The organism is Nocardia noduli (assembly GCF_019038455.1).
Classification (GTDB): domain Bacteria; phylum Actinomycetota; class Actinomycetes; order Mycobacteriales; family Mycobacteriaceae; genus Nocardia; species Nocardia noduli.
In genome coordinates this window covers 34,697-49,111 of the sequence record NZ_JAFMPL010000033.1, presented here as the reverse complement: position 1 = coordinate 49,111, position 14,415 = coordinate 34,697, and the positions used below count along the sequence as shown (strand labels likewise).

The 14,415-nt window shown below is 66.0% G+C and carries 16 protein-coding genes; 12 read left to right on the top strand and 4 right to left on the bottom strand.

What is annotated here, in order from left to right; translation table 11 throughout:
- The first annotated feature begins 9 nt into the window (after nucleotides 1-9).
- Nucleotides 10-744 (top strand): IclR family transcriptional regulator, encoded by a 735-nt coding sequence (locus JZ792_RS19545; RefSeq protein ID WP_216912010.1) that lies wholly within the window; start codon nucleotides 10-12, stop codon nucleotides 742-744.
- 88 nt (nucleotides 745-832) lie between these two features.
- On the opposite strand, the gene JZ792_RS19540 is transcribed toward JZ792_RS19545, so the two are convergent.
- Nucleotides 833-1,330, bottom strand: a complete 498-nt coding sequence (locus JZ792_RS19540) for a GNAT family N-acetyltransferase (RefSeq protein ID WP_254190050.1) — start codon at nucleotides 1,328-1,330, stop codon at nucleotides 833-835.
- Nucleotides 1,331-2,027: 697 nt separating this feature from the next.
- Here JZ792_RS19540 and JZ792_RS19535 point away from each other — a divergent pair.
- The 9 genes from JZ792_RS19535 (at nucleotide 2,028) to JZ792_RS19495 (ending at nucleotide 11,636) form a co-directional block, all read left to right on the top strand.
- Nucleotides 2,028-3,107: an ABC transporter substrate-binding protein gene (locus JZ792_RS19535; RefSeq protein ID WP_216912006.1), complete on the top strand. Its 1,080-nt coding sequence runs from the start codon at nucleotides 2,028-2,030 to the stop codon at nucleotides 3,105-3,107.
- Nucleotides 3,104-3,961, top strand: a complete 858-nt coding sequence (locus JZ792_RS19530) for an ABC transporter ATP-binding protein (RefSeq protein WP_216912004.1) — start codon at nucleotides 3,104-3,106, stop codon at nucleotides 3,959-3,961. Before JZ792_RS19535 ends, JZ792_RS19530 begins: the two co-directional genes overlap by 4 nt.
- Nucleotides 3,954-4,841, top strand: coding sequence for an ABC transporter permease (locus tag JZ792_RS19525; RefSeq protein WP_216912002.1), 888 nt, complete (start codon nucleotides 3,954-3,956; stop codon nucleotides 4,839-4,841). The genes JZ792_RS19530 and JZ792_RS19525 overlap by 8 nt, the downstream gene beginning before the upstream one ends.
- 35 nt (nucleotides 4,842-4,876) lie before the next feature.
- The gene (locus tag JZ792_RS19520; RefSeq protein ID WP_216912000.1) at nucleotides 4,877-6,217 is read left to right on the top strand and encodes an LLM class flavin-dependent oxidoreductase; all 1,341 of its coding nucleotides are present in this window, start codon (nucleotides 4,877-4,879) and stop codon (nucleotides 6,215-6,217) included.
- A 35-nt stretch (nucleotides 6,218-6,252) separates the two neighbouring features.
- Nucleotides 6,253-7,458 carry an MFS transporter gene (locus tag JZ792_RS19515; RefSeq protein ID WP_216911998.1) on the top strand — a complete coding sequence of 402 codons (1,206 nt, stop codon included), beginning with the start codon at nucleotides 6,253-6,255 and terminating at the stop codon, nucleotides 7,456-7,458.
- Between the two features lie 4 nt (nucleotides 7,459-7,462).
- Complete coding sequence (locus JZ792_RS19510) at nucleotides 7,463-9,049, top strand: FAD-dependent oxidoreductase (RefSeq protein ID WP_216911996.1); 1,587 nt, start codon at nucleotides 7,463-7,465, stop codon at nucleotides 9,047-9,049.
- Nucleotides 9,046-9,372, top strand: a complete 327-nt coding sequence (locus JZ792_RS19505; protein ID WP_216911994.1) for a 4Fe-4S dicluster domain-containing protein — start codon at nucleotides 9,046-9,048, stop codon at nucleotides 9,370-9,372. Before JZ792_RS19510 ends, JZ792_RS19505 begins: the two co-directional genes overlap by 4 nt.
- 111 nt (nucleotides 9,373-9,483) lie before the next feature.
- A complete protein-coding gene (locus JZ792_RS19500; RefSeq protein ID WP_216911992.1) occupies nucleotides 9,484-10,437 on the top strand; it encodes a TauD/TfdA dioxygenase family protein in 954 nt (317 codons plus the stop codon).
- Nucleotides 10,438-10,643: 206 nt separating this feature from the next.
- Entirely contained in the window at nucleotides 10,644-11,636 is a 993-nt protein-coding gene (locus tag JZ792_RS19495; RefSeq protein WP_216911990.1) for an LLM class F420-dependent oxidoreductase, read from the top strand.
- A 49-nt stretch (nucleotides 11,637-11,685) separates the two neighbouring features.
- Here the strand turns inward: JZ792_RS19495 and JZ792_RS19490 are convergent, their stop codons facing one another.
- Nucleotides 11,686-11,904 carry a type II toxin-antitoxin system VapB family antitoxin gene (locus JZ792_RS19490; protein WP_216911988.1) on the bottom strand — a complete coding sequence of 73 codons (219 nt, stop codon included), beginning with the start codon at nucleotides 11,902-11,904 and terminating at the stop codon, nucleotides 11,686-11,688.
- Nucleotides 11,905-12,044: 140 nt separating this feature from the next.
- A complete protein-coding gene (locus tag JZ792_RS19485; protein WP_216911986.1) occupies nucleotides 12,045-12,413 on the bottom strand; it encodes a winged helix-turn-helix transcriptional regulator in 369 nt (122 codons plus the stop codon).
- Between the two features lie 107 nt (nucleotides 12,414-12,520).
- On the opposite strand from JZ792_RS19485, the gene JZ792_RS19480 reads away from it, so the two are divergent.
- On the top strand, nucleotides 12,521-12,886 hold the full coding sequence (locus JZ792_RS19480; protein WP_216911984.1) for a DoxX family protein: 366 nt from the start codon (nucleotides 12,521-12,523) through the stop codon (nucleotides 12,884-12,886).
- Between the two features lie 13 nt (nucleotides 12,887-12,899).
- On the opposite strand, the gene JZ792_RS19475 is transcribed toward JZ792_RS19480, so the two are convergent.
- On the bottom strand, nucleotides 12,900-13,634 hold the full coding sequence (locus JZ792_RS19475) for a nuclear transport factor 2 family protein (protein WP_216911982.1): 735 nt from the start codon (nucleotides 13,632-13,634) through the stop codon (nucleotides 12,900-12,902).
- A 151-nt stretch (nucleotides 13,635-13,785) separates the two neighbouring features.
- On the opposite strand from JZ792_RS19475, the gene JZ792_RS19470 reads away from it, so the two are divergent.
- Nucleotides 13,786-14,406: a TetR/AcrR family transcriptional regulator gene (locus tag JZ792_RS19470; RefSeq protein WP_216911980.1), complete on the top strand. Its 621-nt coding sequence runs from the start codon at nucleotides 13,786-13,788 to the stop codon at nucleotides 14,404-14,406.
- The last annotated feature ends 9 nt before the right edge of the window (nucleotides 14,407-14,415 follow it).

Genomic DNA, 14,415 nt, shown 5'->3' with positions numbered 1-14,415 from the left:
GACGACGTCATGGCCGACACCGACAAGCCGCGTTCGGGATCTCAGGCCGTCGAGCGGGCCATCCACCTGCTCAATTGCTTCGAGGGCGACGATCCCGAACTCTCCATCAGCCAATTGGCGCATCTGGCCGGAGTTCCGGTCAGCACCGCGCACCGCCTGGCTCAGGCGCTGGTGCGGGGACGGTTGCTGGAACAGGATCCGCTGACCGACCGCTACCGGGTCGGCCACGGCCTGGCCACCCTGGCGCGGCCCGCCCTGACCCGCCTCGGCATCGATTCCGCCGCCCCGCACATGTACGCGCTCGCGGCCGGGATCAAGATCACCGCCAGCCTCAGCGTCGCCGATTCCAGCGACGCCGTCACCGTCTTCCAGGCCAGGCCGCCGGTACTGTTCTGTCGCCATCAACTGCCGCGCCTGCGTCAACCACTGCGTTCCAGCGCCACCGGACGGGCCCTGCTCGCCTACTCACAGGCGGACTGCGGTCTGCGCACCGACCTGGATCCGGTGCGGCGCAAAGGTTTCGCCCTCGAAGAGTTCAAAACCGACGAATTCGAGGACGCCGATCCGATCCGCTCGATCGCCGTCCCCGTCTTCAGCCCGGACCGGCAGGTCTGGGGCGCGCTGAGCGTGCAAGCGCGGGCGGTTCGCCTCAATGACGCCCTGATCCGCGAGATCCTGCCCGCGATGCAGCAGATCGCCGTCCGCATCGGAACGGTCGTCCAGAATTCCACCCACCCGCAGTAGACGCTCCGCACCGGCGAGGATTCGATGCCGAACATGACGTCAGCGCTGCGCGCCTGATCCCGCCTATGGGTATTCGTCAACGGCTCGGTCACAACCACTTCGCCATCGAATTCGGCCCCCACCCGGCGGCTCGAGGATCCCCCGGCCGTGCGGCATCATCGAATCCGTTGCGCCGGTACAGCGCGATGGCGTGTTCATTCTCGGGCGAGACCGTGAGCCGCAGGACCGTGGCACACCCGCGCACCGCCCACTGTTCGACTGCCTGAACCAGGCGATCGCCGACCCCCTGCCCCCGGGCCATCGGTTTGATCCACAACGTTCCCAACTCGACGACGCCGTCTCCCGGGCCGGGGAAGCCACTCACCATTCCGATCGGTCGCCCGTTCGCCTCGGCTAGCAGGTTGCACGACCCCGGAATACTCAGGCGAGCACGCCAGCGCTCCTCGTGGTCACCGTCACCTTGCCAATCCTCGAGCCGCGACGCGAAGGCATACGGGGCAGCCGAGAGAGCCTCGAGCCGAAGTTCTCGCCAGACCCGCCAATCGTCCGAGCTCGCTGGACGAACCAACGGAGAATCAAAAGACATCAGCCCGCCACACCCACGGGACGCGTCGTCCGCTTCCACCTGATCATCATAAATTCGGCAGCACACACTTCGGTATCTGTTCGCTTCGACGGCCGCTGGTTCGAGGGTGCTCGGTGGAGGAATTCGCGTACTTCTCGGGGCACTCCGATCCCTGCTCCACACTGAGGATGCGCATGCCTTCGACGTCATCGAGCTATGGCGCGGAACGGCCGCGTGGGACGACGAATCAGTGCGAAACCGGGAGCACCGGCGGCCCTGGCAGCGGGTCCACGACGTGAATCCCGCTGATTACAACCCTTCTGCCCGGCCGTCGGTCCCTGTTAGCTGGGCACATGTCGCGGAGAGACGATGACCAGGTAGGGGTAATTGAAATCACCCCGATTTTCACAATGTGGAATGCCTGTTGTCTCGCCGCCACCGCGACCCACACCATGGGACGACGCCTGTCACCCACCCAGCTCATGAAGGTTTCGACGTGTTGATACGCACCGCGCTGATCCGCCGCCGCGCGATCGACCTGATGCGCGTTCCGCACGGGATCTGTCGCCGCTGAGGCGGTAGCGCGCCCGGCCGAACCGCACGGGCGCACCGCTTCCGAATTCCGAACACACCGTCCCACCGGGAATATCCCATTTCTCGGCGTCGCCGCCGCATGCCCTTTTCGGGTGGCACGGCTCGCCTTCTCGAAGGAATACCTATGGCCTCCACCGCATCACCGCGGCGCGTCTACCGAGTTTTCGCCGCCGCACTCACCGTTCTGGCGAGCGCATCCGTACTCAGTGCGTGCGGCTCCTCCGAAACCACCACGACCGCCGACGGCAAGACGGTCCTGCGCTACCAGGGACAGACCGGCCAGGTCACTCCGTTCGAATTGGCCGACGATCTCGGCTACTTCAGCAAGATCTCGCTGAAGTGGGAAGGCGACACCACCAGCGGTCCGGCCAATATCCAGGCCGCCGCGACGAATCAGGTCGAATTCGGCAGCGCTTTCAACGGCGCGGTGGTGAAACTGATCTCCGGTGGCGCGAAGGTCACCTCGGTGCTGAGTTCCTACGGCGCCGACGAGAAGTCCTACACCGGATATTTCGTGCAGGAGAATTCCCCGATCACCTCCGCCCGTGACCTGATCGGCAAAAAGGTCGCGGTCAACACCCTCGGCGCGCACCACGAGTTCATCACCAGGGAGTGGTTGCACCAGCAGGGACTGTCGGAGGCCGAGATCAAGCAGGTACAACTGCTGGTCGTGCCGCCCGCCAATACCGAGGACGCGTTGCGCAAGGGCCAGGTCGAGGTCGGCACCCTCGGTAGCGTCTTCCGTGAGACGGCGGTGGAACGCGGCGGGATCCGTCCGCTCTACACCGACAAGGCCATCTTCGGCGAATTCGACTACGGCACCTACGTTTTCCGTGATGACTTCATCGCCGAGAACAGCGACGCGGTGCAGGATTTCGTCCAGGGCACCGCTCGGGCGACCCGCTGGTTGCAGCTCACTCCGCGTGACGAGGTGGTCGCGCGATTCAAGACGATCATCGAGAAGCGCGGACGCTCCGAGAACACCGAACTGCTGAAGTACTGGCGCAGTTCCGGCCTTCCGGTGCCCGGCGCGGTGGTCGCGGAGAAGGAACTCCAGATCTGGATCGACTGGCTGGTACGCAACGGCGAGTTGAAGGACGGCCAGCTGAAGGCGACCGATCTGTTCACCAACAAGTTCAACCCGTACGCCAACGGAACGTATCAGCCCACCAGCGGGCCGACCGGGGAAGCGATTGCCAAATGAGTACCACGACAGCGAAACTCGCGCTCAATGGAGTAGGCAAGCAATTCTCGATCCGCGGTACAAACGAGAAGTTCACCGCGTTGGACGACATCTCGCTGGAACTGCGCGAGGGCGAATTCCTGGTGCTGGTCGGGCCGAGTGGTTCCGGTAAGTCGACCCTGCTGGATCTACTCGGCGGTCTGAGCAAGCCGTCGTCGGGACAGATCCTGCTCGACGGCGCGCCGATCACCGGTCCCGGTCTCGACCGCGGCATCGTCTTCCAGCAGTACGCGCTGCTGCCGTGGCGCACCGCGCGCACGAATATCGAATTCGGACTGGAGGCGAAGGGGTTGCGGCGCAAGGCGCGTCGTGAACTGGCGAACGAATATCTCGAGTTGGTCGGTCTCACCGGATTCGGTGACCGGTACCCGCACGAACTGTCCGGCGGCATGAAGCAGCGCGTCGCCATCGCCCGCAGCCTGGCCTTCGATCCCGAAGTGCTGCTGATGGACGAGCCGTTCGCCGCGCTGGACGCGCAGACCCGAGAGTCGTTGCAGGACGAGCTGTTACGAATCTGGCGCGCCACCGGCAAGACCATCCTGTTCATCACCCACGGCATCGACGAGGCCGTGTACCTCGGTCAGCGGGTGGCGGTGCTGACCTCGCGACCCGGCCGGGTCAAGGCCGTGATCGATGTCGATATCGAGCGCGACACCGGCGAGGACATCCGTTCCACCGAGGCGTTCCGTTCCTACCGGCACGAGATCTGGTCGCTGTTGCAGAGCGAAGTGCAGCGAGCGCAGGGCCAGGAACGCGAATTGCTCACCGAAAGCTCCGCCGCCGAATCCCGTACCGAAAGGCCGATCCATGTCTAGTGCAGTGGAACTCCTCGCGAAGCCGGTCCGCGCGATCGCGCCGGTCACTCCTCGACCGGCGGCCGAGGCCGTCGAACGCGGACCGTCGGTGGCGCAACGCGTCGCCGCGCTGATCGTCCGGACAGCGTGGCGAATCGCCAAGCCGCTGGTCGCGATCGTCGCCTTCCTGCTGCTGTGGCAGTTCGCGCCGCAGGTGGGATTGGTGGACAAGGTCTTCCTGCCGCCGTTCACCACGGTCGCGCAGGCCTTCATCGACCTGGTGCAGAGCGGTGAGATGTGGACCCATGTCTCGGCCAGCCTCAATCGTTCGCTGAGCGGTTTCGCCCTCGCGCTGGTGATCGCCGTTCCGCTCGGTATCGCCATCGCCTGGTACAAGCCGGTCGCCGACCTGCTCAACCCGATTCTCGAACTGTTCCGCAATACCGCCGCGCTCGCGCTGCTTCCGGTCTTCGTCCTGATCCTGGGTATCGGCGAGACCTCCAAGGTCGCGCTCGTGGTCTACGCGAGTGTGTTCCCCATCCTGCTCAACACCATCACCGGTGTGCGCACCGTGGACCCGCTGCTGATCAAATCGGCTGTGTCACTGGGGCTGACGCCGATCCGGCTGTTCCAGAAGGTGATCCTGCCCGCCGCGATCCCGTCCATCTTCACCGGTCTGCGGATGGCCGCGGCGAGTTCCATCCTGGTGCTGCTGGCCGCCGAGATGGTCGGCGCCCGTGCCGGTCTCGGCTACCTGATCACCGCGGCACAGCAGAATTTCCAGATCCCGAACATGTACGCGGGCATTCTCGCGATCTCGCTGCTCGGCCTGTCGTTCAACGGTCTGCTGGTCACTCTCGAACGCCGGTTCTCGCGTTGGCGCGTCGAATCCAACCACTGACAATTCGTTCCACCGGTTAGGAAACAGATCCACCCATGTCCCCGAAGCAATTCCACATCAACGCCTTCCTCATGGGAGTCGGGCATCACGAGGCCGCGTGGCGTCATCCTCGGACCGAGGAGCAGCGCGTACTCGATGTCGCCCATTTCCAGGAACTCGGGCGGATCGCCGAACGCGGCAAACTCGATTCGGTGTTCTTCGCCGACGGACTCGCGGTGGGGCCACGTATCGAACGCAATACCCTCGCGGTATTCGAGCCGGTGACCCTGCTGGCCGCCATCGCCTCGGTCACCTCGAAGGTCGGGCTCATCGCGACCGCGTCGACCACCTACAACGAGCCGTTCAACCTCGCCCGCAAATTCGCCTCGCTCGATCACATCAGCCACGGGCGGGCCGGGTGGAATATCGTGACCTCCGCCGGTGAGGACGAGGCGCTGAACTTCGGTTACGACGAGATTCCAGAGCACGCGCGGCGTTACGAACGGGCTCAGGAATTCGTCGATGTCGCCGTTCGACTCTGGGACAGCTGGGAATCGTCGGCGATCGTGCTCGACCCGAAGGAAGGCGTTTTCGCCGATCCGTCGAAGGTGCACACCATCGATTACGACGGTCCGCGCTTCCGGGTGCGCGGACCGCTGAATTCCCCGCGCAGCCCGCAGGGACGTCCGCTGCTGGTACAGGCCGGGTCCTCGGAGAGCGGTAAGGATTTCGCTGCGCGGTACGCCGAGGCGGTGTTCACCGCGCAGCGCACCCTCGCCGAGGGACAGGCCTTCTACCGCGACCTGAAGTCACGGCTGGCCAAATACGGGCGTTCGGCCGACGAACTGAAAGTGCTGCCGGGACTGGTGCCCTATATCGCCGATACCGAGGAGGAGGCGAAGGCGCTGGAACAGGAGTTCACCGATCTGATCTCCCCCGATTACGCGCTCGGTCAGCTCTCACGACTGGTCGGCGTCGACCTCACCCAGCACGCGCTGGACGCACCGCTGCCCCCACTGCCCGAGGTCACCGAATTCGAAGGTAACAAGAGCCGGTTCAGCCTGGTCAAGGAATTGGCCGAGAACGAGAACCTCACGGTGCGTCAGCTGATCGGCAAACTCGGCGGTGGACGCGGGCACCGGTCCTTCGCGGGCACTCCCACCCAGATCGCCGACGAATTGCAGAGCTGGTTCGAGAACGGCGCGGCGGACGGATTCAACATCATGCCGCCGTATCTGCCCGGCGGCCTGGAGGATTTCGTCGACAAGGTCGTCCCGATCCTGCAGGAGCGCGGACTGTTCCGGACCGATTACGAATCCGACACGCTGCGTGGGCATTACGGGCTCGACGCGGTCGAGAGCCAGTTCGCCGAAGTTCGCACCGAAGCGAGCGCATGACCTCGTGTTCGGAGTCCGCACCGCTACCCACGCCGATGGATTCCCTGCGCCCGTTGGTGTTCACGGTCTACGTGCCCACACTGGCGCGGGGTATCGGAATGGGCGCCGCCGCACCGGTGATGACACTCACCGCGCTCGATCTCGGTGCGTCGGTGGCGGTCGCGGGCTTATCGGTGGCCCTGGTCGGCCTCGGCCAGGTACTCGGCGATATTCCGGCCGGGCAATTGGTGGCGCGGGTCGGCGAACGGGCCTCGACCATCGGTGGCACGACGGTCGGTTTGATCGGAGTGCTGCTGTGTCTGCTCGCGCCGAATGTGTTGGTGCTGTGCGCGGCGCTGCTGATCGTCGGACTGTCCAATGCCGTGTGGGGGCTGGCGCAGATGACGTACATGGCCGAGGCCATCGTCTTCGAGCGGCGAGCCCGAGCGATGTCGCTGTTCGGCGGGGCGATGCGACTGGGGTTCTTCGTCGGCCCCTTCCTGGGCGCGCTGGCGATTCTCGGGATGGGCACCAGGGGCGGTTTCGCGGTGCAGTTCGTCGCCTTCCTGCTCGCGGGCTGGATGATGGCGCGCACACCGTTGCCCGGCGTCGGCGGTCCGGCCCTGGTCGCGGCGCCGCCGCTGTCGCTGATCGGCGTCGGGCGACTGCACCACCGGGTGCTTCTCACCCTCGGCGCGGGATCGCTGCTGATGGGCGCGGCGCGGGCCTCACGCGAAGTGATCCTGCCGCTGTGGGCCAACCACATCGGCATCGGCGCGGCCACCGCCAGTCTGCTCTTCGGGATAGGAGCGGCGCTGGAACTGGTTTTCGCCTACCCGGCCGGACATCTGATGGATCGGTTCGGGCGCAGTCCCGTCGCGGTGCCGTCGCTGGCCATCCTCTCGGTCGCGTATCTGGCAGTGCCGCTCACCTATTCGACGATCACACTCGGCGCGGTGGCGATCGCGATGGGAATCGGCAACGGCATCGGCAACGGGGTGATCATGGTGCTCGGCGCGGACGTGGCCCCGGCCGCGATCCGCTCGGAATTCCTGGCGGCGTGGCGTCTCACCCACGACGGCGGCGCGTTCGGCGGACCGCTGCTGATCGGCACGCTCGCGACCGCCGCGCCACTTGCGGTGGCGGCCTTGACCATCGGCGGGGTCGCGGCACTCGGCGCGACGGTGATGGCGCGCTATATCCCGGTGTACGTCCCCTGGCCACCCGCCGGGCAACGATCGGAACCCTCCAACCAAAGGTGACACCATGACCGAAATCGATGTTCTCGTCCTCGGCGGCGGCCCGGCGGGCACCTGGGCCGCGTTGAAGGCGGCCGCGACCGGGGCCTCGGTCACACTGGCGGACAAGGGATTCTGCGGTAGCAGCGGCGCGACGGCCGCGGCGGGCACCGGCATCTGGTACGTGCGGCCGGAAGCCGAACTGCGCGAGAAGGCGATGGCGAGCCGCGAAGCGCTCGGCGGCCACCTCGCCGACCGGGAGTGGATGACGCGGGTTCTGGACGAAACCTACGACCGCGTCAACGAACTCGCCGAGGCCGGTCGCTACCCGTTCCCGGTGAGCCCGGACGGCACCTCGCTGCGCACCGGCGTGCAGGGACCGGAATATATGAAACGCCAACGGCTTCGGGTGCAGCGCGCGGGTGTGACGATCCTCGATCACAGTCCGGCGTTGGAACTGCTCAGGACCGCCGACGGCGCGGTCGCGGGCGCGCGCCTGCACCGACTCGCGGACGGAACGCGTGTCGATATCGCCGCCCGCGCGGTGGTTCTTGCCACCGGTGGCTGCGCGTTCCTGTCGAAAACGCTGGGTTGCAACGTCAATACCGGCGACGGCGCGTTGATGGCGGTGGAGGCGGGCGCCGAGCTGTCCGGCATGGAATTCTCCAACGCCTACGCCATCGCCCCGGAATTCACCTCGGTCACCAAGACCGCGTACTACGGTTTCGCCACCTTCTATCTCGGCAACGGCGAGGTCTTGAAGGGCGCGTCGAGCAAGGGCGGACGTTCCGTCATCGCGCGGACCCTGCTGTCCGAGCCGGTGTTCTGCACACTCGATCAGGCCGACGAGACCCAGCGTCGGGCCATGCGCGTGGGTCAGCCCAATTTCTTCCTCACCTTCGACCGGCTCGGCATCGACCCGTTCACCGACCGTTTCCCGATCACGCTGCTGCTGGAGGGCACGGTGCGCGGCACCGGCGGGGTGCGGGTGGCGGGGGCGGACTGCTCGACCGGCGTGCCCGGTCTCTACGTCGCCGGCGATGTCGCCACCCGCGAGCTGATCTGCGGCGGGTTCACCGGCGGCGGCAGCCACAATGCCGCGTGGGCCATGTCCTCGGGCAGCTGGGCCGGTGCGGGCGCGGCTCGATACGCACTGCGCCAAGGGAATTCGTCCGGCGACCGCAAACGCTTCGGCGCCGGTGAGATCGGTCTGCGCCCCACCGGACGGATCGATTCCGGGCTCTCCCACGGCGAGATCGTGGCCGCGGTGCAACGCGAGGTGCTGCCCTACGAGAAGAACTACCTGCGCCACGGCGACCGTCTGCGTCCCGCACTGGCCGCACTGGACGACGTGTGGTTCGCCGCACGCGAGGGACTCGATCACACGGGCACCGATCCGTCGAAGGTCCGCTCGGCCGCCGCGATGACGGCGCACGCCAGGTGGATGTACACCGCCGCGCTGGCCAGGACCGAATCACGCGGCATGGCGCGGCGCGAGGAATTCCCCGATCTGGATCCCGCGCAGCACCACCGACTGCTCACCGGTGGACTCGACGAGATCTGGACCGCGCCGGAACCGGTATTCCTCGCGGGCGCGGAGTTGGTGTCGGCATGATCGAAGTCGTCTCGGCCGAACGCTGCATCGAATGCGATAAATGCATCGAGGTCTGCCCCACCCACGTCTTCGATCGCGGCGCGGACGGCATTCCGGTGCTCACCAGGCAATCCGATTGCCAGACCTGCTTCATGTGCGAGGCGTACTGCCCGGTCGACGCCCTGTTCGTCGCGCCGCGCACCGAACCGCTGCCCGCGGGCGACCCGCAACTCGACGAGTCCTATCTGATCGAACGCGAACTGCTCGGCAGTTACCGCAGGAAACTCGGTTGGGGCGGCGGACAACTCGGCGCGCGCGTCGCCATCGGCCCCGAACTGCCATGATCCCGCTGACCAAACGGCGCGAGGTCGACTTCATGCGCGTGTTTCGCAGTGCCTGTCGCCCCACGATCGGCCCCGAGACCAGCCCGCCCGACTCTCCCGAATGAGTTCGCCATGACCGCTGTACACGAGAACCCGACCATCCTCGCCACCGAAGCCGCCGAGACCGTGCGTATCGAGCCGGTCGCCGGTCATATCGGCGCCGACATCTCCGGCGTCGATCTGCGCGAGACGCTGACCGACGCGCAGGTCGAGGCGATCACCTCCGCGCTGCACACCTACAAGGTGCTGTTCTTCCGCGACCAGCACATCGGCCACGCCGAGCAGATCGCCTTCTCCCGGCGTTTCGGCGCGGTCACCCCGTCGCATCCCTACGACACCGACGCGCCGACCGAATTCCCGGAGATCCTCGCCGTCGACAGCCGCCTGTACGAGAAGCGGTTCGGGGTGCGCAAGGTCAGCTACACCAATCACTGGCACACCGATGTCTCATCGCTGATCAACCCGCCCGCCGCGTCGATCCTGCGCGCCGAGATCGCCCCCGTGCGCGGTGGTGACACCCGGTGGACCAACCTGGCCGCCGCCTACGCGAACCTGCCGGAATCACTGCGCGGTTTCCTCGACGGACTGCGGGCCGAACATCGTTTCGGCGGTCGCAAACCCGCCTGGAGCGATGACAGCGACTACGCCAAGAAGGTCGCCACCGCCCCGCTGGTCACCGAACATCCGGTGGTCCGGGTGCATCCGGTGACCGGCGAACGCGCGCTGTTCGTGAATCCGGGTTTCACCACCCGCATCGTCGGGCTCAGCCCCAGCCAGAGCGACGCGCTGCTGGAACTGCTGTTCGACGAGATCTCCAACCCGGCTTACACGGTGAGTTTCCGCTGGAGAGAGGGCAGCATCGCGTTCTGGGACAACAGGGCCACCGCGCACCTGGCGCCGAGCGATCTGGACCACCTCGACGTCACCCGCGTGCTGTACCGCACCACCCTCGAGGGTGACATCCCGGTCGGTGTCGATGGACGCCCGTCGACCTCCATCTCCGGGAAACAGTTCACCGGCGCCTAGACCGGACAGACGGGTCCGGTCGAGCGTCGTTCGGCCGGACCCGTCCGCGCGGGTCGCCTAGGCTCGGGGTTGCACGCAGGCAGCGCCGAACTCTTGACCCGCGTTCGACCACCCGCGACAGTGTTCGGCGGCCCACGCCGTCACCGCGGCGCGTCATCGCGCGGGGTCACCGCGACGAGGTTCGAGCAACGACAGAGGAGATTTCAGTGCGTTTCGGTATCTTCATCCCACAGGGTTGGCGACTCGACCTGGTCGGAATCGATCCCGCGTCACAGTGGACCGTCATGCGCGACCTCGCCCAGCGCGCCGACGCGAGCGACATCTGGGAATCACTGTGGGTCTACGACCACTTCCACACCGTGCCCGTGCCGACCGAGGAAGCCACCCACGAGGCGTGGACGCTGATGTCGGCGTTCGCCGCGACCACCTCGCGGATCCGGCTCGGCCAGATGTGTACGGCGATGAGTTATCGCAATCCCGCCTACCTGGCGAAGGTCGCCGCCACCGTCGACCTGATCTCCGGCGGCCGCGTCGAAATGGGTATCGGCGGCGGCTGGTACGAACACGAATGGCGCGCCTACGGTTACGGATTCCCGTCCGCGGGCGATCGGCTGCGCCGCCTCGACGAGGGCGTGCAGATCTTCCAGCAGGCCTGGACCAAGGGCGAGGCGACCCTGGACGGCAAGCACTACCAGGTCGACGGTGCCATCGTCCGCCCGCTTCCGTTGCAGGAAGGCGGAATTCCGCTCTGGATCGCGGGCGGCGGCGAGAAGGTGACCCTGAAGATCGCGGCCAAATACGCGCAGTACACCAACTTCAGCGGCGTCCCCGAGGAATTCACGCACAAATCCGAACTGCTGCGCGCACACTGCGCCGATGTCGGCACCGATTTCGACGCGATCGTGCGGTCGTCGAATTTCAACGCCGCCATCGGCGCGACCGAGGCCGAAGTCGAGGAGCGGTTGCGCACGCTCCAGGATCGGCTCGCGAAGTTCGTCGGGGCCGAGGCCGCGGCGGCGCAGATCGACAATGTGTACCGCACCAGCGCGGCGGTCGGCACTCCCGAGCAGGTGATCGAAAAGCTCACCGCCGTCAAGGGACTCGGACTCGAGTACGCGATCCTGAACTTCCCGGAGACGGCCTACGACACCTCGGGCGTGGAGTTGTTCGAACGCGAGGTCGCGCCGGCGTTGGCGTGATCGGGGCGGAGCGGTTCGCGGTGTGATGTCCCGCGAACCGCCCCGGCGACTACCGCCACGCGGGCGTCTTACGCCATCGATCCACCGAATCGTCGGTGATCCGTTCGTGGGAACGCACCATCATCCGTTCCATTACCGCCATCCGCTGCCGCTGCACCAGCACCTGTCGCAATGCCGCGTGCACCGTGTCCTCCGGCGTGGTGGTGCCGAGCAGCGCCCCGACCACCGCCAGCACCGCGTCGTCCACATCGATCGTCACCTCGGACATACCCGCACCTCCCGCTCACCCGCCCCCACCGAATCGTAGGACGACAACGGGTTTCGCAGTACCCCCGACCCGCGTCGTAGCGTGAGCGGGTTCGGTTCGTTGCCTGCTCTTGCCCGGGGCGCGACGAATTCGTGGCGTGGTCAATGTTCGCGCTCGTCGTATTCCGCACGGCGCGCCGCGATATCGGGATTGTGCTCGATGGCCCAATCCGCCAGCGCCACCGCGTGCGGGATCAACGTGACGGCGAGTTCGCTGAGTTCGTATTCGACCCGAGGTGGCACTTCGGCATACGCGGTCCGGATCACCAGCCCGTCCCGTTCGAGTTTGCGCAAAGTGAGCGCGAGCATGCGGTGCGATATTCCGGGAATGTGCTGACGCAATCCGGTGAACCGCAATCGCCCGGTATGCAAGGTCGCGATGATGACCAGGGCCCATTTGTCGGCGATCCGCTCGAGTAACGCGCGAATTGCCCGGCCCTGGTCGCCTCTGATCGCACAGACGTCGGACATGATTACCTCGCTGACGGCCGGGCACACGGATGTAACTTTTGTAAGCTCTCCGATGCTGGTCGACAATGACGCTGTTGACAAGTGGTACTCGAGAGGAGCGCGCGGACATGACCGTGGCCTACTGGATCGTCGCCGGTTTGCTGGCGCTGTTCTACCTGTACTCCGGCGGCATCAAGGTGGTGCGATCGGCGGATCAGCTGCGGCCGATGATGGGCTGGATCGATGCGGTGCCGCTGGCCTTCGTGCGCGCCATCGGCGTGTTGGAGGTTCTCGGCGCGCTGGGATTGATCCTGCCGCCGCTGACGGGAATCGCACCGGTGCTCGCCCTGGTCGCGGCGATCGGGCTCGCGCTGGTCCAGGTCGGCGGGATCGCGGTGCACCTGAGCCGCGGCGAGGTGAAGGTGATCGGGTTGAATATCGCCCTGCTCGTCCTCGCCTGCGTGGCCGCCTGGCTCGCGACCACGTGGCTGTGAACCAACCGCCGAACTAACCGCGCGAGGTGAGACGCCGGACCAGCGCCGGAATTCTCGACGCCGACATCAGCGCGCGGAATTGCCAGCTGTCATCACGTGGCAGGACGCCGCCGCGCTGGGTCGCGTCGAGGAAGTCGTAGAGGGTTTCTCCCTCCTCCATGAGGCCGTTGTCGTCGAAGTGATAGCGGTCGACCGCGGTGCACTGGATGAACCGCCCGCTGCCGTGAATGGCGGGAGCGGTGTCGTCGTACGGGTACAGCCGCAGCGGGCCGTCCCAGTGGCCGCTGCCGACGTAGCGAATCACTATGCGCACCCGGCCTTCCGGCGTGATATCCAGGTAGACCTGACCCGGCAGCGGGTCGTAACGCCAATCGGGAATCGCCTCGAAGAAGGCGAAGTTGTACCGCACGAATTCATCGATGCCGACGATGGTGCGCCCGAAAGTCGTGACGTCGGTGTAGCGCACATCCCTGGCATAGAGTTCGTCGTTCACACTCATATCCCTGACCAGGAAACTCCACCAATACTTCTTGGCCCAGTCCATCACCCAGCTCAGATCGACCCCGAGCTTCTCGTAGAACGCGAGTTTCGCGCCGAACTGGACGAACCATTCCTCGGTATTCGCCTGGAGTTCCGGCTCGGTGATCACCCGTATCGGCACGGCCCGATTGGACTGTAGGAATTCCGGAGCGGGGCGCGACAGTCGCGGACGCCGCAAGGCCTGCTGGAACTGTTCCTCATCGAACACGGCGCATCCTCCTGATCGTCTTCAGGTCCGGATACGCGGTCGCCCTCCAGAACCGAGACAACTAGAATCATATGATTCATGTTGAATCGGGTGATGTCAATCGTCCGGCGGTGGTCGGCAACCGCCGGATCGTCGATGCGAGGATGACGCGGTGAACGCACCCAAGCTGTGGAGGGGCCGGACCCTGCACGACCGGTCGGCCGACCGACGTTCACAACTGCTCGATGTCGCACTGGATCTGCTCGGCACCGAAGGCGCGAACGCCGTCACCATGCGGGCCGTCACCCGGTCCGCGAATCTGAGCCCGCGCTATTTCTACGAGAGTTTCGACAACATCGAAGCGCTGCTGACCGCCGTATACGACCACGTGGAAACGGGCCTACTCGACCGGATGCGCACCGCACCGCGCGGTGGCGAACTCCGAGCCGATATCCGTGTGGCACTGGAAATCTGCGCGGACTACTTCCAGGACGATCCCCGCCTGGCCCGGATCCTGCTCCGAGAACCCCGCCGCGACGACACACTGCGCAGGCACAGCGCCCAGCGCAGCCCCGCATTCATCCTCGCCCTCGCCCCGATCTTCGGAACCGAGTCCGAACCGCTACTGGCCGGCGGCGAAGAGGATCTCGCGATCATCGCCACCGCGATGGCGGGAGCACTCATCGCCCTCTACCTCGACTGGTCCGACAACCGCCTCGACGTACCGCGCGACCGCCTGGTCGATTCAGCGGTCGACGTCGTTCTGGCACTCCTGAATACGCGACGAAGATAGCGCCGACGA

Bases quoted from the DNA above. Each gene is read 5' to 3' on its own strand.
- JZ792_RS19485 (WP_216911986.1), bottom strand. From the start codon at position 12,413: ATGTCCGACGTCTGTGCGATCAGAGGCGACCAGGGCCGGGCAATTCGC.
- JZ792_RS19540 (WP_254190050.1), bottom strand. From the start codon at position 1,330: ATGTCTTTTGATTCTCCGTTGGTTCGTCCAGCGAGCTCGGACGATTGG.
- JZ792_RS19525 (WP_216912002.1), top strand. From the start codon at position 3,954: ATGTCTAGTGCAGTGGAACTCCTCGCGAAGCCGGTCCGCGCGATCGCG.
- JZ792_RS19500 (WP_216911992.1), top strand. From the start codon at position 9,484: ATGACCGCTGTACACGAGAACCCGACCATCCTCGCCACCGAAGCCGCC.
- JZ792_RS19490 (WP_216911988.1), bottom strand. From the start codon at position 11,904: ATGTCCGAGGTGACGATCGATGTGGACGACGCGGTGCTGGCGGTGGTC.
- JZ792_RS19535 (WP_216912006.1), top strand. From the start codon at position 2,028: ATGGCCTCCACCGCATCACCGCGGCGCGTCTACCGAGTTTTCGCCGCC.
- JZ792_RS19530 (WP_216912004.1), top strand. From the start codon at position 3,104: ATGAGTACCACGACAGCGAAACTCGCGCTCAATGGAGTAGGCAAGCAA.
- JZ792_RS19545 (WP_216912010.1), top strand. From the start codon at position 10: ATGGCCGACACCGACAAGCCGCGTTCGGGATCTCAGGCCGTCGAGCGG.
- JZ792_RS19520 (WP_216912000.1), top strand. From the start codon at position 4,877: ATGTCCCCGAAGCAATTCCACATCAACGCCTTCCTCATGGGAGTCGGG.
- JZ792_RS19515 (WP_216911998.1), top strand. From the start codon at position 6,253: ATGGATTCCCTGCGCCCGTTGGTGTTCACGGTCTACGTGCCCACACTG.
- JZ792_RS19505 (WP_216911994.1), top strand. From the start codon at position 9,046: ATGATCGAAGTCGTCTCGGCCGAACGCTGCATCGAATGCGATAAATGC.
- JZ792_RS19510 (WP_216911996.1), top strand. From the start codon at position 7,463: ATGACCGAAATCGATGTTCTCGTCCTCGGCGGCGGCCCGGCGGGCACC.
- JZ792_RS19480 (WP_216911984.1), top strand. From the start codon at position 12,521: ATGACCGTGGCCTACTGGATCGTCGCCGGTTTGCTGGCGCTGTTCTAC.